This is a genomic window from Flavivirga abyssicola, from assembly GCF_030540775.2.
Taxonomy (GTDB): Bacteria; Bacteroidota; Bacteroidia; order Flavobacteriales; family Flavobacteriaceae; genus Flavivirga; species Flavivirga abyssicola.
Genome location: NZ_CP141266.1, coordinates 2,955,053 through 2,980,057, shown reverse-complemented (window position 1 = coordinate 2,980,057; position 25,005 = coordinate 2,955,053). Strand labels below are relative to the sequence as shown.

The 25,005-nt window shown below is 28.7% G+C and carries 24 protein-coding genes; 14 read left to right on the top strand and 10 right to left on the bottom strand.

Annotated elements, in window-relative coordinates; genetic code table 11:
• The first annotated feature begins 16 nt into the window (after nucleotides 1–16).
• The gene (locus tag Q4Q34_RS12495) at nucleotides 17–1,159 is read left to right on the top strand and encodes a glycosyltransferase (protein ID WP_303316212.1); all 1,143 of its coding nucleotides are present in this window, start codon (nucleotides 17–19) and stop codon (nucleotides 1,157–1,159) included.
• Between the two features lie 12 nt (nucleotides 1,160–1,171).
• Here the strand turns inward: Q4Q34_RS12495 and Q4Q34_RS12490 are convergent, their stop codons facing one another.
• The 3 genes from Q4Q34_RS12490 to Q4Q34_RS12480 are packed head-to-tail and all read right to left on the bottom strand — an operon-like array spanning nucleotide 1,172 to nucleotide 4,574.
• Nucleotides 1,172–2,467: an O-antigen translocase gene (locus tag Q4Q34_RS12490; RefSeq protein ID WP_303316213.1), complete on the bottom strand. Its 1,296-nt coding sequence runs from the start codon at nucleotides 2,465–2,467 to the stop codon at nucleotides 1,172–1,174.
• A 32-nt stretch (nucleotides 2,468–2,499) separates the two neighbouring features.
• Nucleotides 2,500–3,600, bottom strand: a complete 1,101-nt coding sequence (locus tag Q4Q34_RS12485; protein WP_303316214.1) for a DegT/DnrJ/EryC1/StrS family aminotransferase — start codon at nucleotides 3,598–3,600, stop codon at nucleotides 2,500–2,502.
• On the bottom strand, nucleotides 3,597–4,574 hold the full coding sequence (locus Q4Q34_RS12480) for a GNAT family N-acetyltransferase (RefSeq protein ID WP_303316215.1): 978 nt from the start codon (nucleotides 4,572–4,574) through the stop codon (nucleotides 3,597–3,599). Before Q4Q34_RS12480 ends, Q4Q34_RS12485 begins: the two co-directional genes overlap by 4 nt.
• A gap of 110 nt (nucleotides 4,575–4,684) precedes the next feature.
• On the opposite strand from Q4Q34_RS12480, the gene Q4Q34_RS12475 reads away from it, so the two are divergent.
• Genes Q4Q34_RS12475 through Q4Q34_RS12465 form a run of 3 tightly spaced genes read left to right on the top strand, consistent with a single transcriptional unit; the run spans nucleotide 4,685 to nucleotide 8,429 of the window.
• On the top strand, nucleotides 4,685–6,004 hold the full coding sequence (locus Q4Q34_RS12475; RefSeq protein WP_303316216.1) for a hypothetical protein: 1,320 nt from the start codon (nucleotides 4,685–4,687) through the stop codon (nucleotides 6,002–6,004).
• Nucleotides 6,001–7,287, top strand: coding sequence for a hypothetical protein (locus Q4Q34_RS12470; RefSeq protein ID WP_303316217.1), 1,287 nt, complete (start codon nucleotides 6,001–6,003; stop codon nucleotides 7,285–7,287). The genes Q4Q34_RS12475 and Q4Q34_RS12470 overlap by 4 nt, the downstream gene beginning before the upstream one ends.
• Complete coding sequence (locus Q4Q34_RS12465) at nucleotides 7,284–8,429, top strand: glycosyltransferase family 2 protein (RefSeq protein WP_303316218.1); 1,146 nt, start codon at nucleotides 7,284–7,286, stop codon at nucleotides 8,427–8,429. Before Q4Q34_RS12470 ends, Q4Q34_RS12465 begins: the two co-directional genes overlap by 4 nt.
• Nucleotides 8,430–8,476: 47 nt before the next feature.
• On the opposite strand, the gene Q4Q34_RS12460 is transcribed toward Q4Q34_RS12465, so the two are convergent.
• On the bottom strand, nucleotides 8,477–9,421 hold the full coding sequence (locus tag Q4Q34_RS12460; RefSeq protein WP_303316219.1) for a glycosyltransferase family 2 protein: 945 nt from the start codon (nucleotides 9,419–9,421) through the stop codon (nucleotides 8,477–8,479).
• 55 nt (nucleotides 9,422–9,476) lie between these two features.
• Nucleotides 9,477–11,237: a hypothetical protein gene (locus Q4Q34_RS12455; protein WP_303316220.1), complete on the bottom strand. Its 1,761-nt coding sequence runs from the start codon at nucleotides 11,235–11,237 to the stop codon at nucleotides 9,477–9,479.
• A 162-nt stretch (nucleotides 11,238–11,399) separates the two neighbouring features.
• On the opposite strand from Q4Q34_RS12455, the gene Q4Q34_RS12450 reads away from it, so the two are divergent.
• Nucleotides 11,400–12,014, top strand: a complete 615-nt coding sequence (locus Q4Q34_RS12450; protein ID WP_303316221.1) for a class I SAM-dependent methyltransferase — start codon at nucleotides 11,400–11,402, stop codon at nucleotides 12,012–12,014.
• 258 nt (nucleotides 12,015–12,272) lie between these two features.
• Here the strand turns inward: Q4Q34_RS12450 and Q4Q34_RS12445 are convergent, their stop codons facing one another.
• The 3 genes from Q4Q34_RS12445 to typA all read right to left on the bottom strand — a co-directional run bounded on the left by Q4Q34_RS12445 (nucleotide 12,273) and on the right by typA (nucleotide 15,802).
• Nucleotides 12,273–13,580, bottom strand: coding sequence for an O-antigen translocase (locus Q4Q34_RS12445; protein WP_303316222.1), 1,308 nt, complete (start codon nucleotides 13,578–13,580; stop codon nucleotides 12,273–12,275).
• Nucleotides 13,581–13,764: 184 nt separating this feature from the next.
• Nucleotides 13,765–14,001, bottom strand: a complete 237-nt coding sequence (locus Q4Q34_RS12440; RefSeq protein ID WP_303316223.1) for a uroporphyrinogen decarboxylase — start codon at nucleotides 13,999–14,001, stop codon at nucleotides 13,765–13,767.
• A 1-nt stretch (nucleotide 14,002) separates the two neighbouring features.
• Complete coding sequence (gene typA / locus Q4Q34_RS12435; RefSeq protein WP_303316224.1) at nucleotides 14,003–15,802, bottom strand: translational GTPase TypA; 1,800 nt, start codon at nucleotides 15,800–15,802, stop codon at nucleotides 14,003–14,005.
• A 276-nt stretch (nucleotides 15,803–16,078) separates the two neighbouring features.
• Here typA and kdsA point away from each other — a divergent pair, with 276 nt between their 5' ends.
• Together kdsA and Q4Q34_RS12425 are read left to right on the top strand one after the other, a co-directional pair.
• Entirely contained in the window at nucleotides 16,079–16,897 is an 819-nt protein-coding gene (gene kdsA / locus Q4Q34_RS12430; RefSeq protein WP_303316225.1) for a 3-deoxy-8-phosphooctulonate synthase, read from the top strand.
• 299 nt (nucleotides 16,898–17,196) lie between these two features.
• On the top strand, nucleotides 17,197–18,066 hold the full coding sequence (locus tag Q4Q34_RS12425; protein ID WP_303316226.1) for a hypothetical protein: 870 nt from the start codon (nucleotides 17,197–17,199) through the stop codon (nucleotides 18,064–18,066).
• 106 nt (nucleotides 18,067–18,172) lie between these two features.
• On the opposite strand, the gene Q4Q34_RS12420 is transcribed toward Q4Q34_RS12425, so the two are convergent.
• Nucleotides 18,173–18,550, bottom strand: a complete 378-nt coding sequence (locus tag Q4Q34_RS12420) for a DUF1801 domain-containing protein (RefSeq protein WP_303316227.1) — start codon at nucleotides 18,548–18,550, stop codon at nucleotides 18,173–18,175.
• A 98-nt stretch (nucleotides 18,551–18,648) separates the two neighbouring features.
• On the opposite strand from Q4Q34_RS12420, the gene Q4Q34_RS12415 reads away from it, so the two are divergent.
• From Q4Q34_RS12415 to Q4Q34_RS12390, 7 genes are all read left to right on the top strand, one after another.
• Entirely contained in the window at nucleotides 18,649–19,257 is a 609-nt protein-coding gene (locus tag Q4Q34_RS12415) for a hypothetical protein (protein ID WP_303316228.1), read from the top strand.
• Nucleotides 19,258–19,644: 387 nt separating this feature from the next.
• Complete coding sequence (locus Q4Q34_RS12410) at nucleotides 19,645–19,938, top strand: winged helix-turn-helix domain-containing protein (protein ID WP_303316229.1); 294 nt, start codon at nucleotides 19,645–19,647, stop codon at nucleotides 19,936–19,938.
• A 44-nt stretch (nucleotides 19,939–19,982) separates the two neighbouring features.
• Entirely contained in the window at nucleotides 19,983–20,471 is a 489-nt protein-coding gene (locus Q4Q34_RS12405; protein WP_303316230.1) for a Coq4 family protein, read from the top strand.
• A 290-nt stretch (nucleotides 20,472–20,761) separates the two neighbouring features.
• Nucleotides 20,762–22,144, top strand: a complete 1,383-nt coding sequence (locus tag Q4Q34_RS12400) for a DUF4153 domain-containing protein (protein ID WP_303316231.1) — start codon at nucleotides 20,762–20,764, stop codon at nucleotides 22,142–22,144.
• A 375-nt stretch (nucleotides 22,145–22,519) separates the two neighbouring features.
• A complete protein-coding gene (locus Q4Q34_RS12395; protein WP_303316232.1) occupies nucleotides 22,520–23,149 on the top strand; it encodes a SanA/YdcF family protein in 630 nt (209 codons plus the stop codon).
• Nucleotides 23,146–23,544 (top strand): ribosomal maturation YjgA family protein, encoded by a 399-nt coding sequence (locus Q4Q34_RS19645; RefSeq protein ID WP_303316233.1) that lies wholly within the window; start codon nucleotides 23,146–23,148, stop codon nucleotides 23,542–23,544. Before Q4Q34_RS12395 ends, Q4Q34_RS19645 begins: the two co-directional genes overlap by 4 nt.
• The gene (locus Q4Q34_RS12390; protein ID WP_303316234.1) at nucleotides 23,541–24,197 is read left to right on the top strand and encodes a DUF1361 domain-containing protein; all 657 of its coding nucleotides are present in this window, start codon (nucleotides 23,541–23,543) and stop codon (nucleotides 24,195–24,197) included. The genes Q4Q34_RS19645 and Q4Q34_RS12390 overlap by 4 nt, the downstream gene beginning before the upstream one ends.
• A 5-nt stretch (nucleotides 24,198–24,202) precedes the next feature.
• On the opposite strand, the gene Q4Q34_RS12385 is transcribed toward Q4Q34_RS12390, so the two are convergent.
• Nucleotides 24,203–24,991, bottom strand: coding sequence for an SDR family NAD(P)-dependent oxidoreductase (locus Q4Q34_RS12385; RefSeq protein ID WP_303316235.1), 789 nt, complete (start codon nucleotides 24,989–24,991; stop codon nucleotides 24,203–24,205).
• Nucleotides 24,992–25,005 lie beyond the last annotated feature (14 nt).

Here is a 25,005-nt window from a genome sequence, read left to right as displayed (position 1 = left end):
CAACCAAATATAGTAAATGAAAATCTTATTAGTTGGCGAATATAGTAGACTTCACAATTCATTAAAAGAAGGATTGATTAAAAATGGACACCAAGTAATCTTGGTTGCCTCTGGAGATGGCTTTAAAAAATTTCCTGCAGATATAAACTTTAAAGTTAAATACAATAAGGGCGTTATGTCTTTATTGAAAAAAATAATGTATCGCGTATTTTCTATTGATATTGCTTCGATAAGTACAAAAGCTCAATTTAATGCTCAAAAAGATAGGTTTAAAAATTTTGACGTTGTTCAATTAATAAACGAAAACTCATTCTCTACCCTTCCAAAAATTGAGAAGCAAATTCTAAGCTTTATTTTTAAACATAACCCTAACGTATTTTTACTTTCTTGCGGAACGGATTATACGAGTGTAAAATACGCTCATGATAAGAATTTTAGATATTCCATTTTAACGCCATATTTTGAGAATAAGGTTTCAAAGAAAAAGTTCAAACACATTTTAATGCGCATAAGCAATCCTTATTATGATTTGCACAAATACATACATAAAAACATTACAGGCTGTATTTCTTCAGATTTAGATTATCATATTCCGCTCATTAATAATGATAAATATTTAGGGTTAGCGCCTAATCCTATTAACATAGATAAGCTCAAGCATATCGATTTATGTATTAGTAGTAGAATTGTTATTTTTCATGGAATTAACGAAGACAATTATTATAAAAAGGGTAATGATATTTTTGAGAAAGCACTTGATTTTATAGTAAATAAGTATGCAGATAAAGTAGAAATAGTGACTGTTAAAAGTTTACCTTACAACGAATATATAAAAGCTTTTGACAGTGCACACATTGTTTTGGATCAAGTATATGCCTATGATCAAGGGTATAATGCTCTTGAAGCTATGGCAAAAGGAAAAGTTGTTTTTACTGGCGCTGAAAATGAATGGTTAGAGTATTATAATTTAAAAGAAGATACTGTTGCTATTAACGCCTTGCCCGATGCTGATAAAATTATTGAAAAACTTGAATGGTTAATTTTTAATCCTGATAAAATTATTGAAATTTCTAAAAACGCCAGAGCTTTTATAGAAAAGGAACACAATTATTTAAAAATAGCCGATAACTATGTTCTTAAATGGACAGGTAAAAGCTAAATGGTTATATAGTTACTCCTTTTGAGTATTTTTTTGAGTTGAAAAATTAATCCAAATTGCAGCCACAACAACACCAAAGTATATTATATACCTATAAAAATGTGCCATTACCACACCTTCTGCACCATATAAAACTACAAGGGTCTTCGACAAAAAGTAAAACAAGCCTAACGAAATTAACTCTGTTATTATAAAGCTCTTAACCATTTTTTTTGCTAAAAACTGATGTGATATAACAAGTGTTGCCAACCTAACAAAATCTCCAAGCAACTGCCATTTAAATAATGGTTCAAGACCAAGAAAGTTTGGATAAACAATTTCAATAACCAAGGCTCTTAATAAATAAACCAATAGCATGCCTAAACCAAACAACGGAAGAATAGTTTTGTATATATAAAGAACTTCCTTTTTAAAAGTATCAGCCTCATAAATTCTTGCAAATTTAGGTATAACATAAAGCGTAAACAGTCCGGAAGAAAATACCATATAATTTTTAGATATAAAGTTCATGGCTGTCCAATACCCAGCTTCATTAATATTGATTTTATTGGTTATCATGGTTCTTATATCAAGTTCAATATAATTTAATAATACAGTTGATATAAAAGACATTAATGTAAACGCCAATAGTTCTCTGGCAAAAGGAATTTTAAACCCTAGGTCGTTAACTTTTATATATTTTTTTAAAATCGATCCAAAAACATAAATGATGATACTTAATTGAATAATTGGAGTTACAACTATTGAAAACAGAACTCCTTCCAAGCTATAATAATAAAGGCATATTAATAGTAATATGGCAGATAAAACATAACTTAATAAATCAATCTTTGCATATTTTTTATACTCAGACAAGCCATTAATTACACCTTGAAAAATTCTATTTATACCTATAAAAACAGGCAATAAAGCAAGACACTTTATAATATTTACATAATCTAAGTTTCCAAATAATTCAATGGTTATCCATGAGGCATTAAAAAAAAAGACAAAGGATGTTATAACCGATCCTATAAAAACAAAAGCAAATATCGTTGTAAACAACTCTTTAAGCTGTTGATCGTTCTCCTTAAATTCCGAAATATATTTTACAACCCCGTTAAATGTCCCTAAAGAGGAGGAACTTGTTATTATTTGAACCAAATTTCGAAGTTGACCTATTTTAGCAATTCCTATTTCTCCAACCGTTACTGCCAATATTCTTTGAATAGCTAAAGAAATAATCAATCTTACTGTAATAACTACAGCATTTAAAGATGTTATTTTTAATAACAGATTATTTTTTATTATCCCTTTAAAACTTATCACATCAAATTTACTTTGATTAGCTTATTATATTTTTAATATTGATTTATAATTCTAATGACTTCTTCTACTTCCTCATTTAACATCACAGGACTTATAGGAATACTAACTATCTTATTATGAATAGTTTCTGTAATTGGCAAAGGTAATTCTTTTAAGTAACTGAATCCCTTTTGTTTATGAGGTGGAATTGGGTAATGGATTAAAGTTTCGATATGGTACTTACTTAAATGATCAATAAATTCTTGCCTATTTTCAACCAAAACAACAAAAGCGTAAAAAACATGATTATCCGATAAATTATAAAAGGGAAGTTTTACTTTTTTGTTTGTTATCTTTGAAAGATATAACCTTGCTACATCACGTCGTTTTTTATTGTCATCATCCAATAACTTCAGTTTTACACTTAAAAAGATTGCTTGAATTTCGTCTAATCTGCTATTGGCTCCAACAGTATCGTATACATATTTAGTAGTTCCTCCATAGTTACGAAGCTTTTTAATCATATCTATTAAAACCTCGTTATTAGAAACTACTGCCCCTGCGTCTCCTAGAGCACCTAAATTTTTACTGGGGTAAAAACTAAACGCAGCTGCATTACTTAAATTTCCAGATTTAATCCCTTCTTCATTAACTGCACCATGTGCTTGAGCAGCATCTTCAATAACCAATAAATTATTTTTTTTCGCAATGTCATTTATGCTTCTCATATCGGCTAGCATTCCATACAAATGCACAGCCAAAATAACTTTGATTTTTGGTGTAATGCTTTTTTCAATTTCAGAAATAGAAATATTATACGTATCTATGTCAGGTTCAACCAAGACCGTTTTTAGTCCAACTTCCTGAATAGCTATAATACTGGCTATAAATGTATTTGCAGGAACTATAACTTCATCATTACGTTTCAGTAATCCTAATTCTAAATAGGCCTTAAAAATGAGAATTAAGGCATCTAAACCATTACTTACTCCAACGCAGTGTTTAGTGCCACAATAGTTAGCAAAACTATTTTCAAAATTAGAAACTTGATTTCCTAAAATATAATGACCGGATTCCAAAAACGATTTAAATTTTTCTTGAAATTCATTATGAAAACGGGAGTTTACTTTGTGTAAGTCTAAAAACTTAATCATATCATGATACTATCTAATAACTTATAGTTTTTTGTATCAACCTTATAAAAATCTTGAGTTACGGTTCTAGCTCCAAATCCTTCTTTCCAAAATTGTAGTCCCTCGTTAACATTCCTTCCTTTATTTTCGTTTGAATTTCCAAAATCAAAATATCTTTTATTTACAAAAACTTCTTTTATTAAATAAGTATATAAAAAATCCAGCCCCCCTACACTACTACTTTCCTTATTTCCAGATATATATTGAGAATGTGCTACATTTTTTGTCTCAAAAATTGTAGTCCCAGCAACTATTTTATTTTTATGATAAACATTAAACTGCCTAATATTATTAGGAAAACGCTCCTTTAATACCTTTATCTCTTGTAAACTATGTACTGGACTTAACCCATGCTTCAATCTTAAATTTGGTATCAAAATCATATTCCAAAACTCATCTAAATCGGTTACCTCTTTAATCTCCAATTTATGCTTCTCCCCCTTCTTTACACCTTCTAGCCTATTTTTTGAAATATTAACATCACTATTTAAGTCGATAACAGAGAGCGCATCTCTTCGATCTAATTGCGCACCTAACAAGTACAACAAATAACTTATCTCATCACTTGGAAAACTATTATAAAAGTACGGAATCATTTTTACTTTTAAATGTTGAACGCCTTCGAAGCATAAAAAAATCAAGAGGCTCTTAAAGCTTTCTAAAACATCATTAAACTTTAATTCCGACTGAAGCAATAACCCTCCATAGGTTAATCCTTGATGAGAAAAAATAATATCCCCAACTCTATTAGCTGGAAAAACAGCAATAAGCTTCTGCTTTTTATAAATCAAAAGCGAATAATCTTCAAACCTATCCTCATGATACTCCATGAAGTTTCTATAAAATAAGAATGTCGCATTTTTAGATTTTGACACAAAATTATTCCAATCAGATTTATTTTCCGACTGATATTTTTTCACTAAAAATGGATTCAAAATTATTAAGTTTTATATTTTTTTATAAGCACCCAAAGTACAATATTTTTTAATTTTCATGTTAAATTCTTCCTTAATTATTTATATATTTATACATTAAAAAACTCTTATTGGACTTGTTAAAACGTTTAAAAGAAAACCATATTTTAATTGTAGTATATATTCTTATTTTTGTTTTCTTAATTTTTCAAGAAGCTATATTTTCTCCAGACACTTATGGTTATTTGAAAGCCAGACCCAATAGGCATCCTGGTTATGTTATATTTATTAAAGCTTTTGAGTTTATTTTCACAAATTATTTTGCAAAAATTGTAGTAGGTATTCAATTGGTATTGGGAATGGCTTCGGTTCATTTTTTTTTAAAGCGTATTTCTGGTATACTTTCATTTAACAAACTCATTAGAAGCCTCCTATTAATTGTATTATTATTTCCTTTTTTCCCACCCCTATATGTCGCTAATAACATTTGCTCGGAGGGGTTGAGCTATCCATTGTATTTAATATTTATTACACTTAGTTTAGAAATTGTATTAAATGAAAAGAAGAAGCTTCTTTTGTTTATGTCTATAGCTTATATTTTATTAGTATTAACAAGAGGTCAATTTATTATTGCATCTTTAATATTTGCCTTTACTTACCTCCTCAAACATAGACGTAACACATTAATAAAAAGCAACTTAAAAGTATTTTTTATCATACTTTTTTTGCCATTATTTGTAATTATGGCCGACAAAACATATCATAAACTTAAAGATGGTTTATTTATATCTACACCATTTAGTTTTATCAATGCATCTGCTGCTGCGTTTTATGTTTCTAATGATACTAATTTTAATCAAATTGAAAATGGAGACTATAAAGCCATATTTAAAAAATGTTATAAATATTTATCAGAAAAAGACTTACTTCTATCTCGTCAAAAACAAACAAATTATAAAACATATTATAATCACTTTCACAATCATATTCCGCAAATATGTAACCAAACCATACACCAGTTTAGCCTAGAGTATTATATAGAAAAACACACTGCTCAAGGTTTAGATATAAACCCTGCAGTAGCAAACTCATATTGGCAATCCGAACTTGCTGCTCAAAGTTTGTTTTTCACTCTAGTCAAGCTAAATTTTAAATCGTGGTGTAATTTGTTTTTTGCTAATATAAAACATGCTTTTAAAGGAGTAATTTTGTTTTTCCTGCTTTTAGGTTTTTTCTTTTATAGTCTGTTTAAATTGTTATACTCTAAAACCAAAGATTATTATATTCTATTTATTCTTTCTGCTTTAATACTTTCAAATGCATTTATAGTCTGCTTTGCAAGCCATTCCATAATACGGTATCTTTTTTATAATTATAGCTTAATTTTTATAACCTTTGTTATGGTTTTAAAAATCATAAAGCAAAAAAATAAACGGATAAAAAGTAAATGACAGTTCCTTTCAAAATAACCGAAAAGCAATCAAGATATATTTTTATTCTCTTTTTTTTAGTTGCCTTTATTTTAGTTATTGGTAAACCGATGAGAATGGCTAGTGACTCTCAAAGCTATTTAACTATTGATATTATGAGATCTGCAGGTTATCCATTATTTTTAACAGTAATAAAATATATATTTGGGTCATACTTTAATTTAGCAACATTAATTATACAATTTGGCTTAGGAACTTTTTCCATATATTTCTTTATTATGTCTTTAAAAAAGAATTATAAGTTAAACCTTATTTGGTATATAATACTAACTTTAATTCTTCTTGTTCCTTATATTTACAATCATCATTTAGCAAATAGTTTTCTGTCTGAAGCATTATCATATCCACTCTATTTAATATCGGTAACTCATTTTTTAATAAGTATAATTACTAGTAGAACGAAATCCTTAATAATTTCGTTACCCATACTTTTTATACTTATACTTACCCGTAATCAGTTTTTGATTTTAATTCCAGTAGCAATTTGTATTTTTTTATGGATTTCTATAAAACAAAAAGAGTTAAAAAGTAAATGGCTATTAATTGTTCTTATCGCCTTTCCTTTTATAACATCAATAGCAGATAAAACATATCACAAAATAGTGCATGGATTTTATGTAAATACACCCTGGACAGGTATTCACTTAATAACACCTGCATTTTTTGTTTCCGATGCTGATGATTATCTACTTTTTGATTCTGAAAAAGAACAAACATATTTCAAAAACGTTTATAAAAGCTTATACATTCAAAATTTAAACATAAATAATTTAGAAGATTCAAAAGAAGCTATTTTAGTATATATAGATAATTACTCTAGAATTGCAAACGCCACAATTTTTTCTGTAGCAAGAAAAAGCTTGGAAAAAAGCCTAACGTATAATCAAAAAGTTATTGCTATTGATAAGCTAACAAAAAGCATGACACTAAACCTAATACAAAATAATTTTGCATTATGGTTTAAAATTTATATTCAAAATTTCATACATGGATTTGGTAATGCCAAATATACATTGTTACTCTTGGTTATATTTATTTATAGTTTTTTAAAGCTTATTAAAACCAATAGTATTAGTTATAAAATAATTTTTTTAGTACTCTTTTTAACATTCTTAAATACAGCATTAGTTTCTATTGGAATGCATACAAAAAAAAGATTTTTGTTTTACAACGACTGGGTGTTTTTCTTAATTATTTTCATCTTATTTAAAACATCTAAAAACTCCAAAACCGCATTATCATGAATATTGAATTATCTGTAGTTATGCCATGTTTAAATGAAGCTGAGACATTAGAAATCTGTATTACTAAAGCGCAATCTTTTTTCAAGAAAAACAATGTTGTTGGAGAAATTATTATTGCAGACAATGGAAGTTCTGACGGCTCGCAAGCAATAGCTAAAAAACTAAATACTGTATTGATTCCAGTTAAAAACAAGGGGTATGGCAATGCATTAAAAGGTGGAATTGAAAAAGCCCAAGGCACTTATATTATAATGGCTGATGCTGATGATAGTTATGATTTTGAAGATCTGCTCCCATTTTTATTAAAGTTAAGAGAAGGTTATGATCTTGTAATGGGCAATAGGTTTAAAGGTGGCATTAAAAAAAATGCGATGCCATTTATACATAAATATTTAGGGAACCCTGTATTGTCTTTTATTGGTAGGTTATTTTTTAAAATAAATATTCGTGATTTTCACTGTGGTTTGAGAGGTTTTTCAAAGGAAGCATATGGTAAAATGAATTTGAAAACTACAGGGATGGAATTTGCCTCTGAAATGATAGTAAAGTCTAAGTTAAACAATCTTTCTATTACTGAAGTCCCTACAATTTTATATCCTGATGGCAGAACTCGAAAACCACATTTAAAAACCTGGCGTGATGGCTGGAGGCATTTGCGTTTTTTGGCACTCTATAGTCCAAAGTGGTTGTTTTTATACCCCAGCATAATAATGATGATTACTGGATTATTAATTTCCTTACGACTCATTAACCAACCCATACATATTAAGGATATAGTATTTGATGTAAATACCCTACTCTATACTTCCAGTCTTATACTTGTTGGTTTTCAATGTTTTATTTTTTATGCGCTTACCAAAATATTTGCTGTTGAAAACGGGTTGCTCCCAAAAAGTAACAGATACGACAAGTTGTTTAAATATTTAAATTTGGAATTTGGATTAATTATAGGAGCTATACTTTTAATTTTTGGAGTTTCATTAACTTTTTATAGTCTAAATCTTTGGGAAGATTATGGTTTTGGAAATTTAGATCCACAATATATGTTACGTCTAATTATTCCTGCTGTTTTCACGATTTTACTTGGCGTACAAGCCATTTTGTTTAGTTTATTTTTTAGCATCCTTGGGCTAAAGAATTAGTTTTAGTTTAAATAAAATCTTAAACTTATCATCGGACGAATTTTTTATCACTCGGAATCGTCTAATCTAATATTAGTATTTTCAATAATATAAAGCGGCCTGTTTTTTACATTATTGTTTATACGACTAATATATTCTCCAATAATTCCTATCGACAATAATTGTATGCCTCCTATAAACATCGAACTAATAATTAAGGAAGTCCACCCAGTAATGGTTTGCTTTAAAACGAAGTGTGAAAAAATAGCAAACAAAATGACTAAAAATGAAAGAAAAGAAATTAAGAAACCTATTCGAGTAACAAATGCTAAAGGTCTATCTGAAAAACTCGTTACAGCATCAATAGCTAATCGAAACATTTTCCCATATGAATAACCCGATTTACCATGTTTACGACTATTTCTGTTAAACAAAACATGTGTTTGTTTAAAACCTAACCAAGCTATTTGGCCTCTTAAAAATTTATTCTGTTCCGACATTTTATTTAATGCTAGTACTACTTTTCTATCTAAAAGCCTAAAATCTCCTGTATCTATAGGAATTTCAAAAGGCGTTATCCTTTTTAATATTCTATAAAATAACTTTGAAGTTATTTTTTTTAAAAATGTCTCTCCTTCCCTTTTTTTTCGTTTAGCATATACAACATCAAACCCTTTTTTGTATTCACTATAAAGTTGCGGGATAATTTCAGGAGGATCTTGTAGATCACCATCAATAATAACAGTACACTTCCCTCTACACATATTTAAACCTGCCGATACAGCTATTTGATGTCCAAAGTTCCTACTAAAATTAATATAATATACTTTATCATTTATTTCGGAAAGTTTAAGTAATTCTAAAAAAGAATTATCTGTACTACCATCATTGATAAAAATTAATTCATAAACTTTAGTAAAATTAGTAATGGAAGCAACGAGTCGTTCATAGAGCTTTGCTATATTATCTTGTTCATTATATATCGGAATAACTATGGAAATTTCTTTTTTCATAACTTAGTATTTCAACAAATAAAGTTCGTTCATTGTTTAAAATAACACTTAATACTTATCTTTTTTTATCAGATTTATAAATGTTAAAATAAGCATTACTCCATACTATTTCATATTCATTTCTAGAAATAAAAGAATTCATTATTTTAACTCTATTTTTATCAAATCCATTACTATACCTAATGTCATTTCCTATGCTTTCTGTCAGATATTCCAAAGTAGGTTCAGAAAAGGTTCCAATAGTTTCAAACTTTTGTTGGACTATTATAGGTAATACATCTATTTCCTTTTCTGCTCGATCCATATTTTTTTTAAACGAATAACTATCATATATCCATATCCAAGGGTTAAACATATATGGTTTTGTTTCGGTTAAAAAATGAACCATCGGAATCTTATCATAAGTAAGCAAATAATCGTTAGGCTTAACATACTGCTCTAAACTAGCTAATAAATCATTAATAATTAGTGCTCTCTCTTTAGTTGTATAAACTCCACTGGCATACTTATTATTTATTTTATAAATTTTATTTAATCTACTTCCTTGGTCAAAATATGCTTCTTGAGATAGGCTATATATTTTTCCCGTTGCATACGAAAATAAAAAAAACATAGACAAATACTTGATACTACTTTTCGTTATAGTCCTGGATATGTCTTCTTTTTTTATATTGAATGTCAATGTAATATTTCCAAATTGAGAAATAAAATAAAAAAATAATGGAACTGCCAACCATATACACATATAGCCACTACTTCTAATTCCACCTCCGCTTCCTAAAGGTAAAAATAACATCATAAGAAATGCCAAAAATGACAGAACCTTAATTCCTTCCTTTTGTTTGGTGAATAAAATCCCTAAAGTTCCAATATAGCCAATCACGTATATTATGTATATATCTGCCTTTTTAAACCAGAAAATCATAAGAAAAAATATTAGTGTAGAAATCGACATTCTTATTAAACGATTTTTCTTAAAAAAAAGATAAATGCTCAAAACAAAAATAGAAATAGCCAAAAATTGAAAAAAAACAAAAAACAATTTCATATAATTTCCTACGTAAGTATAAAAAAGTGATGTTACGTTATGAGCGCTTCCTTCTGTTTCACCTAAACTAACAAGACTAAAAAGAGCATTCTTCATTATATTTACTTGATCTAAACTATATAATGTTATATATACTACAATAAAGCCCGTTACAATTCCTAGTATAGGAGGGAATATAGTTTTAAATACAATCTTATTTCGCAAATACCAAGTAAAAGGTATAACAAGAATAAAAACAAAAAGGGTAATATTAGGAATCCTAGAAAATACGTTTATACCAATTAAAAACCCAGCTATTGCTAATAATATAAAATTCGTCTTTTTTATTCCTTTGGAAAAAAAATAAATACTTAAAACCGCTAATAATGCGGTTATATGATTATGATAAAAAGTTAAAAACCCATAATCATTTACAAATAGTACTATTAATAATCCTATTAACAATTTTCTTTTACTTATATAACCTTTAAGTGCTTCGTAAGAAACAATAAATGTTAAAGTATTAATTATGACTCCTAAAAATCTAAGCCACAGCACCCCCCCTTCTTGATATAAAGAATACCATACACCCCCAATAATCCCAGATAACCAGTAAACAAAATTATACTCTACACTGGAAGGAGAATTATATATTTGCTGATAAAATGTTAGCGCGAATCCATCGTCACAGACATCAAAACCTTGAAAAGACAGAATAATTTGTATAACTATAATAAATACAATAGTTGTGTGAAATTCATTTTTTTTAAATACTTTAAAATTATTCATTAAGGAAAAACACGGATGACAGAGTGAGTATTAAAAATTGATTTATATTGCTAAGTAAAATCTTATATTGCAAGATAAATATTATTGAATCAATTAAAAAATAAATTACTTTAGCAAACATAATTTTATCTTAAATGATATTGTTAATGATAATTTAAAAATATGGCTAAACGATTTGATCCTCGTTATTTCTTACGTATTCCTTTTATATATACTACCTATCAAAAATTAGTCGGAGGGTATAGAGCTCGGAAACTTTTTGTCGAAAACATGGTGCGTATTAAACCAAATCAAAAAATACTAGATATTGGTTGTGGTCCTGGAGATATTCTTGATTTTTTACCTGAGGTTCACTATTTTGGCATTGATTTAGATAATAATTATATTGAAAAAGCAAAAAAAAAGTATCAAAATCGTGGTACATTTATTTGCTCAGGAGTCACAGATTTTACCCTTCCCGAATTGGAATCTTTCGATATCGTTATTGCTTCCGGTGTATTGCATCATTTAAATGATGAAGAGTGTATCAAACTATTTGAAATAGCCTTTGCTGCTATTAAACCTAATGGACGCGTAATAACTTATGATGGTTGTTATGTAGAAAATCAAAATGTAATATCCAAAGCATTTCTTAAACTGGATAGAGGTAAATTTGTTAGAACAAAAATTGAGTACGAAAGATTAGCAAAAAGTTGTTTTCCAAATGTTAAGTCGGTTATTGAAGAAGAATATTTTCGCATTCCTTATACTTCCATTGGTATGGAATGCAGAAAATAGAAATTTTCAAAAAAATATTATCCTCATACTTTTAATAATTAAGCAAATATATAACAGAATCCAAAGGCATCCTTTTTAGAGTTTTAACGTTTTTTGAATTACAAATCTGTATCAACAAATCACAACATTGCTTTTACAAATCTCCTTTCAGTAAAGTATAACGATGCTTGGTATTCCAAACTATATGACAACTCAAATTACTTATTGAATGTGAATTTCTTCTGTAATTGGTTTCGGTAATAAAAAAGTAGCGCTAATTTAAACATCATCCTTACCAGACTCCACCCCAAAAAGCGAACTCCCAAATATCAACAAAATAATACCATAATACATCACATAACTTACAAAATGTGCAACCACAGCCCCCTTAACACCATCAAATAAGTCAATAAAATACACACTGGTGATATAGAGGGTTACTATTAAAAAAGCTTCAGTTAAAATATAATGCCAAAACATTTTTTTTGCTAAAAACTGGTACGCAATAACAATGGACAAAATCTTAACAAAATCTCCTAGTAATTGCCATAAAAATAAATCTTCAACGGGTTCAAATTCACTAGAAAAAATTACAGATACAATAATCGGCTTCATTAAATATATAATAAACAAACCGAATGCTAAAATAGGAATGACAGTTTTATAAAAACTAAACACTTCTTTTTTAAACTCTTTAGCGTCATCAATCTCTGAAAACCTAGGCAATATATATAATGCTATTAATGAGCTAACTAGCATTAAATAGTACTTAGATATTCTTGTCATCGCTTCCCAAAACCCTGCATCTTTGTAACCTATATTTTCTATAATATAAGACCTAATGGCAATAGCAACAAACGGTAAGAAAACTGCTGTAAAAAGAGCCATTAATGAGTAAGAACTCATTTTTTTTAAAAGGCTAAAATCAACACTATTAACACGTATAAGTGATACCAAACTACGCCTGTTTATAATACCGACTAAAGTGATTAGAAATATTAAAGCCTCTGCGATTACCACAGACACTAAAGCACCATCAAGTTTGTTCTGGTAAATTAAAAGTAAAGCAATAGAGACGCTTAATATCTGCCCTATTATATTAATTATAATGAGTATTTTATACTTAGAAAAACCGTTCATTATAGAAAATGAAAACATGTTTAAAGCATAAAAAGGAAGTGCTATAGCAAATATTTGAATAACATAAGTGTAGTTGTTATAAACTGGAAAAATGAGATCATTTATTAACTTTGCATTAAAATAGCATAAAAATGATACTAAAATGGTTGAGAGAAAAGCAGCATAATATATTGTTGACACAACCTTTCCAAGCTCTACAACATCGTCTTTAAACTTTGAAATATATTTTACGGCTCCTTTATAAAAGCCAAGTGTAGCAACTGTTTGAAAAGAACTTACAAAATTCTGTAAATTTCCAATTAACGCTAGTCCTACAGGGCCGATAAAAACGGCTATAGCTTTAGAGGTTAAAATTCCTGCTATTATTCGTGTTAATACTGAAGCTGTTTGTAACGAAGTAACTTTAACTAAAACTTTGCTATTTATATAATCAATAAATTTTTTCAATTAAGTCCGATTTTTTCACTAAATAAAATTACTTTAAATTGAATACATGACTTGTAAACGCTCAAAAAAACATAATATTCTTTTATGTTTTCAAAAAGTTTCAAATATACAAAATCATTTAGCTTTTCTGTCTTAGCTATCTGAAATTGTAAGAAACAATCTATTACCTCACATCAAATTAAGCTTACAACTTCTTTTTTCCTAGCAAATAATACAAATTAATACAAAATATAGCTGTGTTGGTTATTATAATTGGTATTGAAATCGGGTTTAACAAAATGCCATAAAACACAAATAGCAAACATCCAAAGGAGTTTACTATTCGTAGTTTATTAACCGATTTCATTAAGAATGAAATTAAGACAGTTGCCATAGCAGCATATCCAACCCATTCAATGCCTGAAATTCCAAAGAATTCCATCTTATATCGTTTTATTTCGTTTACGTTCTACTTCTGTTAAATAGATTTTACGCAAACGTAAATGATTTGGAGTTACCTCAACGTATTCATCTTTTTGAATATATTCTAAAGCTTCTTCTAATGAAAACTTAATTGCAGGAACAATTTTAGCTTTATCATCTGCCCCAGAAGAACGTACATTACTAAGTTTTTTAGTTTTTGTTACGTTTACTGTCATATCATCACCACGAGAATTTTCTCCAATAACTTGTCCTTCATAAATATCCTCTCCTGGATCTACAAAAAACTTACCTCTATCTTGCAATTTATCAATAGAATAAGGAATTGCTTGTCCTTTTTCCATAGATACTAGAGATCCGTTTTGACGTTCTGGAATACCACCTTTTAATGGTTGGTATTCTTTAAAGCGGTGTGCCATAATAGCTTCACCTGCAGTAGCTGTTAATAATTGATTACGTAAGCCTATTATTCCTCTAGATGGTACTATAAATTCGCAAACCATACGGTCTCCTTTTGCTTCCATACTAAGCATCTCTCCTTTTCTTAGGGTAACCATCTCGATAGCTTTACCCGAAACTTCTTCTGGTAAATCAATGGTCATTTCTTCTACAGGTTCACATTTTACACCATCAATTTCTTTAATGATAACTTGTGGCTGACCAATCTGCAATTCATACCCTTCACGACGCATCGTTTCAATTAAAACAGATAAGTGTAATACACCACGTCCAAATACCATAAATTTATCAGCACTATCAGTTTCCTCAACTCGTAATGCCAAATTCTTTTCAAGCTCTTTTGTTAAACGTTCTTTTATATGACGAGAGGTTACAAACTTTCCATCTTTACCAAAGAAAGGAGAATCGTTAATGGTAAATAACATACTCATTGTTGGCTCATCAATTGCAATAGTTTTTAAACCTTCTGGTGTTTCCCAGTCTGCAACTGTATCTCCAATCTCAAAACCTTCTAATCCAACAATAGCACAAATATCACCAGCTTGTACTTCTTCTACCTTTTTACGTCCTAAACCTTCAAAAACATGTAATTCTTTAATTTTAGATTTAACAATGCTTCCATCACGTTTAACTAAAGATATGTTTTGTCCTGCTTTTAATTCTCCACGAGTTAAACGACCAATAGCTATTCTTCCTGTAAAAGAAGAAAAATCTAAAGAGGTAATTAACATCTGGGTTGTACCTTCTTCTATTTTTGGCTCAGGAATATGATTTATAACCATATCTAACAATGGTTCTATATTTTCAGTTTCTTTTTGCCAATCGTCACTCATCCAGTTATTCTTTGCAGAACCATATACTGTAGGGAAATCTAATTGCCATTCTTCTGCACCTAGTTCAAACATTAAGTCAAAAACTTTCTCGTGTACTTCATCTGGCGTACAGTTTTCTTTATCAACTTTATTGACAACCACACAAGGTTTCAATCCTAAATCAATCGCTTTTTGTAATACAAAACGTGTTTGTGGCATAGGTCCTTCAAAAGCATCTACTAATAATAAAACACCGTCTGCCATATTTAATACACGTTCCACTTCACCTCCAAAATCGGCGTGACCAGGTGTATCAATAATATTAATCTTTGTGTCTTTATAAATTACAGAAACGTTTTTAGATGTAATGGTAATACCTCTTTCGCGCTCTAAATCATTATTATCAAGAATTAAATCACCCGTATTTTCGTTTTCACGGAACAACTGACAGTGATACATAATCTTATCAACCAAAGTAGTTTTACCATGATCTACGTGAGCAATAATTGCAATGTTTTTAATCTTAGCCATAATAGTGCCTTATTTTAAGCGTGCAAAGGTAACTATAAATAACATATAAAATGTGTAATAATATTTTTTTGGATGTTCCTTCTTCGTAAAATACGAAAAAAAGAGCACTATTTATCTTATCTTTCTAGCTTTTAATTCGTTAAAACCCAGAAATAGCAAAGCTTCAAAAGCTTATACAAGTACTTCAAAATGTTTTTAATTCAATTTAAAAGATTCATTTGTTAATTCATCATTAGTAGTATATTTGCATCATAATTTTGTTGAAACAAAAGCTTTATGACGCTTAAAGATATTCCAAAAATAAAACATACAAATTCTAACAATTTTTTCTTGCTCTGCGGCCCGTGTGCTATAGAAGGAGAAGATATGGCACTTCGCATTGCCGAAAAGGTAGTTACAATTACTAACAAACTAGAAATCCCTTATGTTTTTAAAGGGAGCTTTAAAAAGGCAAATCGCAGTAGAATTGACAGTTTTACAGGAATTGGTAATGAAAAAGCTTTAAAAATTTTAAAGAAAGTTTCTGATACTTTTGATGTTCCTACGGTTACAGATATTCATGAAGTTTCTGATGCTATGTTAGCTGCACAGTATGTTGATGTATTGCAAATTCCTGCATTTTTAGTTCGTCAAACAGATTTGGTGGTTGCCGCAGCAAAAACTGGCAAGATCGTCAACTTAAAAAAAGGACAGTTTATGAGTCCAGAAGCCATGAAACATGCTGTACAAAAGGTTAAAGATGCTGGTAGTGATAAAGCTTGGATAACAGATAGAGGCACTATGTTTGGCTATCAGGATATGATAGTAGATTTTCGTGGTATTCCAACAATGCGTCAATACGCTCCTACTGTTTTAGATGTCACACATTCTCTACAACAACCTAACCAAACTGCAGGTGTAACAGGAGGCAGACCAGATATGATTGAAACTATAGCAAGGGCAGGTATTGTTAATAATGTAGATGGTATATTCATTGAAACCCATTTCGATCCTGCAAATGCAAAAAGCGATGGCGCCAATATGTTACACTTAGATAATTTAGAAAAATTGCTCACAAATTTAGTTGCTATTAGAAAAACTATCCAATCTCTCTAGATTTTATACAATCAATCAAAAAAATTCAAAATCTTTTTAAGGAATAGGTATATATTTCGTCAAAAGACTTTTATTTACAATCAAATCAAAAAACATAAATGACTATTACTCCAATTAAACTTATAGTAGTTTATATTATAAGCCCTTTCTCTCGAAAAAATTTCACTCAAAAAAATATTATAAAAACTGTTCTATCTCTCTAGTTTTTAAAATCAATCAGAAAAAATCAGAAAACCTTATTGGAGAATAATGTTTATTCTTCCAAAAGGCTATTATTTACAATCGATCAAAAAGCATTAATGACCATTAAACCTATTAAGCTTATAGTAATTTTTATTATAAGTACTTTATCTCAGAACTGTTTCGCTCAAAAAAACAATATTGATAACACTCAAAAATATACGGCTTCTAATAAAGGCAAATTCTTTATTAGCTGGGGTGGTAATAGAGAGTCTTTTTCAAAATCGGATATCCGATTTAAAGGTGTCGATTATGATTTTACCATAAAAGATGTTTCTGCTAGGGACAAACCTAAAGGTTGGCACATAGACTATATTAACCCAACAAGAATTACAATTCCGCAAACGAATGTAAAAGTTGGGTATTTTATCTCTGATAAATATATTATTTCACTTGGTGTTGACCATATGAAGTATGTTATGAAAAACAATAGAATTAAAGCTATTAACGGACATATTAACTTACCGGACTCTGAAGCAGGAAGTCTATACAATGGAAATTATGAAAATGAAGCATTTTTTGTGTCGGAAGACTTCTTATTGTTTGAACACACCAATGGTTTAAACTATGTATATGCAGAGTTTTCGAGATTTGATGATATTTCATCTATATTCAATATTCAAAATACTGATAAGTTTCAGCTAAACATTACCGAAGGTATTGGAGCTGGTGTCTTATACCCAAAAACCAATACAACAATACTTCAAAAAGACAGATATGACGAATTTCATTTAGCTGGTTATGGTGTATCATTGAGCGCTGGGTTAAATTTTACATTTTTCAAATACTTTTTTGTGCAAACAGATTTAAGAGGTGGTTACATTAATATGCCAGATATAAGAACTACTAGTAACACTGCAGAAAGTGCATCTCAATATTTCTTTTATTTGCAACGTGTTATTTCTTTTGGTGGTATTTTTAGGCTTTAAAAAACTTTTAGTAGTGTTTTATAATACCCTGCTCTCCAGTTGTGGGATAGTTCAACTGTATAATATTGAATTCACCATTTCTGTAGTTTTTCACTATTAAGTTTCATTAAATAAACCAGGCTTTTTTGCTTTTGTTCAATGAGTTTGATGCTTCATGTAACAACTCAACAAAATTTTCATGGTCTAAATCTTCTATCGTTCTTAGTTGAATAGATCGTACTTGTTTACGTTTATTATTGTTCTTTAAAACAGGAAACTGCTTTTCCAATAGAATACCTTGTACAAAAGCAACATCTACATACTCTTTGCCTTTTAAAATATTTAAATAAATCATAGGTTTTTTTCCAATATTATAAAACGGAATTCTATAACTATATCGCTCCTCTACTTCTGGAAGGGTATTTAGTATGACACTTCTAACATAAAGCATGATGGATTGAAAAGGTTCTTTTTGATTGAAAAAATACTCGTCTACAGGTTTCAATATTCTAATAGATTTAAATTACGAATTCAAACTTAACAAAATTTTATGATGCTCGATTAAAAATAATTTATTTACTTTGTATTTCAAAGTACTTTTATATGGAATCAAAAGATTATTTAAAAGACATAAGCGAGATAAAAGATTTAATGAATAAATCCTCGCGGTTTATATCACTTAGTGGCTTATCAGGAATATTAGCCGGGATTTATGCACTTATTGGAGCAGCTATTGCCTATTGGTTAGTTATAGAATATAGTAGTGGCACTCTTATACTGGATGGCAAAATATTTAAATTAGTCATGTTGGACCTGTTCTTAATTGCATTTTTTAGTGTTGTTACCGGTATCATCTTAACTACAAGAAAGGCAAAAAAGAATGGTGCTACTATGTGGGATACTTCATCGCGTCGCTTAGTCATAAATTTTTTAATTCCGTTAGTAGCTGGTGGTATCTATATCTTAATCATACTAGGGCAACAAAAATATGGACAAACTGGTGCTTTAATGCTTTTATTTTATGGATTAGCCTTAGTAAATGCTTCAAAATATAGTATTGGAGATATTCGTTATTTAGGTTTTATTCAAATTATATTAGGCTTAATTTGCGCTTGGTTACCGGGATATGGATTTTGGCTTTGGGTTTTAGGTTTTGGAATTATGCATATTATTTATGGTACATGGATGCATTTTAAGTATGATAGAAAATGAAACAAATTTTAGCAATAGTATCTGCCTTTTTACTTTTATATTCTTGCTGTACTGATAATGGCAAATTTTTAATAAAAAATAATAATAATTTTGATATTGACTAACTTTCAATAATACCAGACTCAAAAACACAATATTTTAAAATAAAAAAAGACGAACATATTTATATAAATACGTGTATGAATGAAGTTAAATTTGATCGTGATTACAATATAACCTATAAAAATATAGGTTCAGGAAAAACAATAAGTAATAATTTTGGATATTCATAAATGAAAGTCAAATAATGGAGAGAATTTTAATAAATAATGGTGGAATAAGCAATAACAGTAAGTTTTATCTTGATTATAAAAATAAATAAAGATTCCTGCCTTCGCAGGAAGTAAGATGAGTATAATAACTAACATAAATAAAGTATTTGATCATAGAATTAGATTAGGCATTATGTCTATTCTTATGGTAAATGAATATGCCGATTTTAATATGTTGAAAGAATTACTTGGAGCTACCGACGGTAATTTAGCCAGCCATACAAAAGCGCTTGAGAAAGCCGAGTATATAAAAGTTGAAAAACAATTTATTGGTAGAAAACCTAACACACGTTATAGCACTACTAAATTGGGAGAAGCAGAATTTAAAAAACACATTAACGCACTCGAAAAATTAATAAAAAAACAATAACTATTTTTTTAATCTATTACTTTGAATTTCAAAGTACTTTTAAAATGAATATAAGAAAGACATTTATAGCATGGTTATTTGAAAAATCTAAACAGATTTACACAAATCTTTTTAAGAATCATGAACCTTGGAACATCAATAAAAAACAATTGCTAACCTATCCTGATGATTCTTTTGGTAAACACCTTGGGTTATTTCTTAATAAAAACAACTTTGAATTGATCTCAAAAGTTGAAAGACATGATGCATATCATACTTTAACTGGTTATGGAACTAAAGTTGAAGACGAAATTGCGTTACAATATCTGTGCTATGGAAACGGTAAAAGAAGTTTATACCTCTATGGCGCCATTATTCTGGGAACCATCATTTTACCTGACTATTATAAATATTACTATAAATCATACTGTATTGGAAAAAATGCTAATTCATTCCATCATTTCAATTATAAAGAATTGTTAACGGTTTCCATACATGATTTTAGACAAGTTATATTCTCAAAATCACAAATTAACATACTTATAAAAGTTTAATATGGACATATATAAAGTTTCTTCCAAAATCTCACTAATATCATTTGGCATTGGTACTATTTTATTTTTGCTGCAAGTATTTATTAGAGAGATAAGTTCTGTAACTATGATCGGCTATTATTATGTAGGGTTAGCCATTATAATAAATTCTTTAGTATTGGTTATTCTACTATCCTTATTATTCTTAAAGCGAAATAGAAGAGAGACCATACAATCAATAGGAATAATACTTTTTAATATACCTATTGCATTTCTATACTACTTAATAGTAATTCATAATTTAATATAAAATGAAAAATATTCCTTTATTAATCGGTTCCGTTTTGTTTAGCACATTTTTTTATCAATACGACCTTGGTTTAAACCTAAGTTTATTTTGTTTGCTAGCAATTATTATACTCATAATTTATAATAAAGATGCTTTTAAGCAAAAAAGCACTATTGTGTTTAGTATTGTATTCGCTATAGTTGCTATCTCTGTATTTTTTTACAAATCAAACTTATCAATAATTGCATATGTAGTTGCATTTTTAACACTAATAGGAAACGTATCAGAGCAAAATTCGTCTATTTACATAAATTGGCTCAACGGGTTTTATTCATCAATAGCAGCATTCTTTCATCGAAACTTTAATTCTATTGAGAAAGATGAAAAGGATACACCTAAAGAAAAAACTGATTATCTCCATTTATTTAAAATAATAGGTATTCCATTAATTATGGTTATCATTTTTATAAGCTTATATAAAAATGGAAATCCTATGTTTAGTGAATTAATTTCTAAAATTGATTTTAGCTTTGTTAATATTCAATGGTTGTTAGTTTCTGTTCTTGGATATTATTTGTTTAGTAATATTTCTAAACCGGTTCAAGTTGATCCTGCTACTAATTACGATTTAAACACTGGAAATTCTTTAAACCAGAAAGGGGATATCATACTAGAGCAGCAAAAAAAAGAACATCAATTAGGACTTATTTTAATAACACTTTTAAACATACTTATCGCTTTCTTTCTCATTACTGATATCTCTTATTTAATTTCCACCAATGATTTAAGAGCTTCTGTCTTTTCTAATCAAGTTCATAATGGAATTAATGCCTTAATTGGTTCCATAGTTATAGCTATAATAACTATACTATACTTTTTTAGAGGAAATCTAAACTTTTATAAAGACAACAAAAACCTTAAATGTGTAACTTATATATGGATAATACTTAACCTAATATTAATAGTAAACATTGTTATAAAGGATTGCCAATACATCTATTATTTTGGTTTCACATATAAACGGATAGGCGTTTTAATTTACCTATTACTTACAATAATTGGTTTATTTACAACATCAATTAAAATAAAACAAATAAAAAACTTTTGGTATTTATTTAGAGTAAATACATTAACAGCTTTCACAATTCTGATTGTATCTAGTATTATTAATTGGGATAATTACATTACTCATTACAACATTAATTATGCGCAATCTATGGATTTTAATTATCTACTAGATTTATCAAACAACACCTTTCTTCTTAAAAATTATGCTGAACAAAATAATTTAACCGAAGAAAAGAAAGCTTTAATTGAGAAAAAATACCACGCTTACCTAATTGAATTAAAAAGTAAAAACTGGCAAGAAATACAATATGATAATTTAAGATTAAATATAGATTAATGAGCCTTCCATCTGTCATTTTTAAATCAACCATTTTGGCCACTTGTATATTTTGGATCATTATAATTTCTGAAGACTTTCAAAGTGATATGATACTTTTTATTTTCCTATCTATGATTCCAATTTTAATTTGTTGTGCTATTACTATCCTATTTACAATTATGCCATTCTTTTGGCTTAAAAGCGATGGATTAAGTAATAGAAGTGTTTTTAAAAAGTATTTTCCTTTATATGCTATAGTGGTTTTTAGCTTATGTTCTTACGGGATAATGCTAGAATCAATATTTACGACAAGTTTTTTTGTTTCGGCTTTCTTTACGACAATGCAATCATGGATTTGGTTGGCTAAAGGCAATAAAACAAAAAATAATTAATATGAAATATTTAAAAAAAATCATACTTTTTTTAACCTTACTAATTTTTTATATAGTAATTATAAACGTTTGGGTAGTATACCAAGCAAAAGATTCCACTTACAACAATATGGCTCTTATTCCTAAAAACAAAGTTGGACTTGTTTTAGGAGCAAGCAAGTTTACATTAAACGGAAATATAAACCTATATTATAAATATCGATTAGAAGCTGCTTATCAACTTTACAAATCAGAAAAAATAGAATTCATTTTAATTAGTGGTGATAACGGAAGAAAAAGCTATGACGAGCCTACAGATTTTAAAAATGATTTAATAAAAAAAGGCATTCCAAAAAATAAAATATTTTTAGACTATGCTGGATTCAGAACTCTAGATTCAGTCGTAAGATCAAAAGAAATATTTGGCCTAAACTCCATAACAATAATATCTCAGGAGTTTCATAATGAACGTGCTATTTATCTCGCTAAAAACTTCAAAATTAATGCTATTGGATATAATGCTAAAGATATAAACGGGAGATATGGTATAAAAACAAAATTAAGAGAATATATAGCTAGAGCAAAAGCGTCAATTGATGTCCTTTTTAATGTACAACCTAAGTTTTTAGGTGAAAAAATAGAAATAAAATGATATTACAATTCAACAAAAAATATTTTATCATCGCAGTAGTCTTATTCGCAATTGAAGTCTTAATAGCCATCTATTTTAAGTATGGTTTTATACGTCATACCCTTGGTGATTATTTAGTCGTTATGCTACTTTACTGTTTTATTAAAAGCTTTGTCAAAGCGGCTCCTATTATAGTTGCGATTCCTGTTTTAATATTCTCTTATGTTATAGAACTATTACAGCTAATAAACATATTGGAGACACTAAATCTAAATAATAACCACTTATTGAAACTTATTCTTGGTAGCACATTTCATATTTCAGACCTGGTCGCTTATACTCTAGGAATCATTAGCGTTTTAATTATTGAATATAGTATAACCAAATTCAGTCCTAAAAAAACAAATAATATATGAACACCATAAAAACACTTCTATTCAACCGATTTAAAATCTTTTCTTTATTAAGTATTTCTATAATGCTAAGTATTGTATTATTAATGGTTAGAATAAAATTAACACATTCTTTTTTCTACTTATTTTTAGTCTGGAATTTATTTTTAGCTGTCATTCCTTTTTCCATTACAACTTATTTAGTAACCGTATCAAAACGCAAAAAAGTAGGTTTTGCTATTTGGTTTAGCATATGGTTAACTTTTTTACCTAATGCCCCTTATATTATTACAGATTTACTGCATTTAAAAATTAGTTCAAATCATTTATTGTGGTTAGATGTACTTGTTGTTAGCTCTTTTGCCTTAAATGGTTTATTACTATTTTCATTGTCTCTGGTAGATATGGAAACACTATTAAATAGATATTTGAAAAAGAAAAAAATAAATTTTTTAATGATACTTATTCTTTTCCTTAGTGGATTTGGCGTTTATTTAGGGCGTTTTTTACGCTATAACTCTTGGGAAATTCTTCAGCACCCTTTAGATTTATTTAGTGATATTTTCAATATCCTCTTAAGTCCAAATCAACATTTAGAAGCTTGGTTGTTTACCTTTTTGTTTGGATTATTTTTAAGTATTGGTTTTTGGATGTTTAAAGTATTACATAGACCTTAAAACAATTATGACGCGCGATTCTTTTCTTGAATATTTCTAACTATTCTTGTTGCCATATTTCTTGAAATAAAACGTGGTATTGTAGATAAAAACTTATTGAAAGCTCCAGGAATAGCCACTGTCTTCCCTTTTTTCATAGCATTATAACCATACAATGCAACATTAGCTGCACAGGCCATATTAAAGCTGATTTTATTTTCTGAACAATCGTTAGAAACCGTTTCTTGAAATAATGTTTTAGTAGGTCCTGGACACAGAGCAGTAACTGAGACTCCTGTTCCTTTTAACTCGTTAGCTATGGCTTCAGAAAAAGATAAAATATAAGATTTTGACGCATAGTACATAGACATTAGTGGCCCCGGTTGAAATGCTGCCAAAGATGAGATGTTTAAAATTTTACCCGATTTTCTAGAAATCATTTCTGGTAAAATTAATTTTGTTAAATGAGTAGTCGTTAAAATATGAAGGTGGAGCATATCAGACTCGCGTTTCCAATCTGTATTTGCAAAGGTACCGAACAACCCAAAACCTGCATTATTTACTAAGACGTCTACGGGTCCTAAATGCTTGACTTCGTCATAAATATCTTGTGCTGCATCTGGCTTACTTAAATCTTTTACTAATAAATTAACTTCGTTTTTAAACTCTTTATTAAAAAGCTGTTTTACCTCTTTTAATTTAGGTTCGTCAATATCAACTAAAACAAGATTATAATTATCTTTTATTAGTAATAATGCTAATTCATATCCTAAGCCCGAAGCTGCTCCTGTTACTAATGCTATTTTAGTTATCATATCTTTTTCAAGGT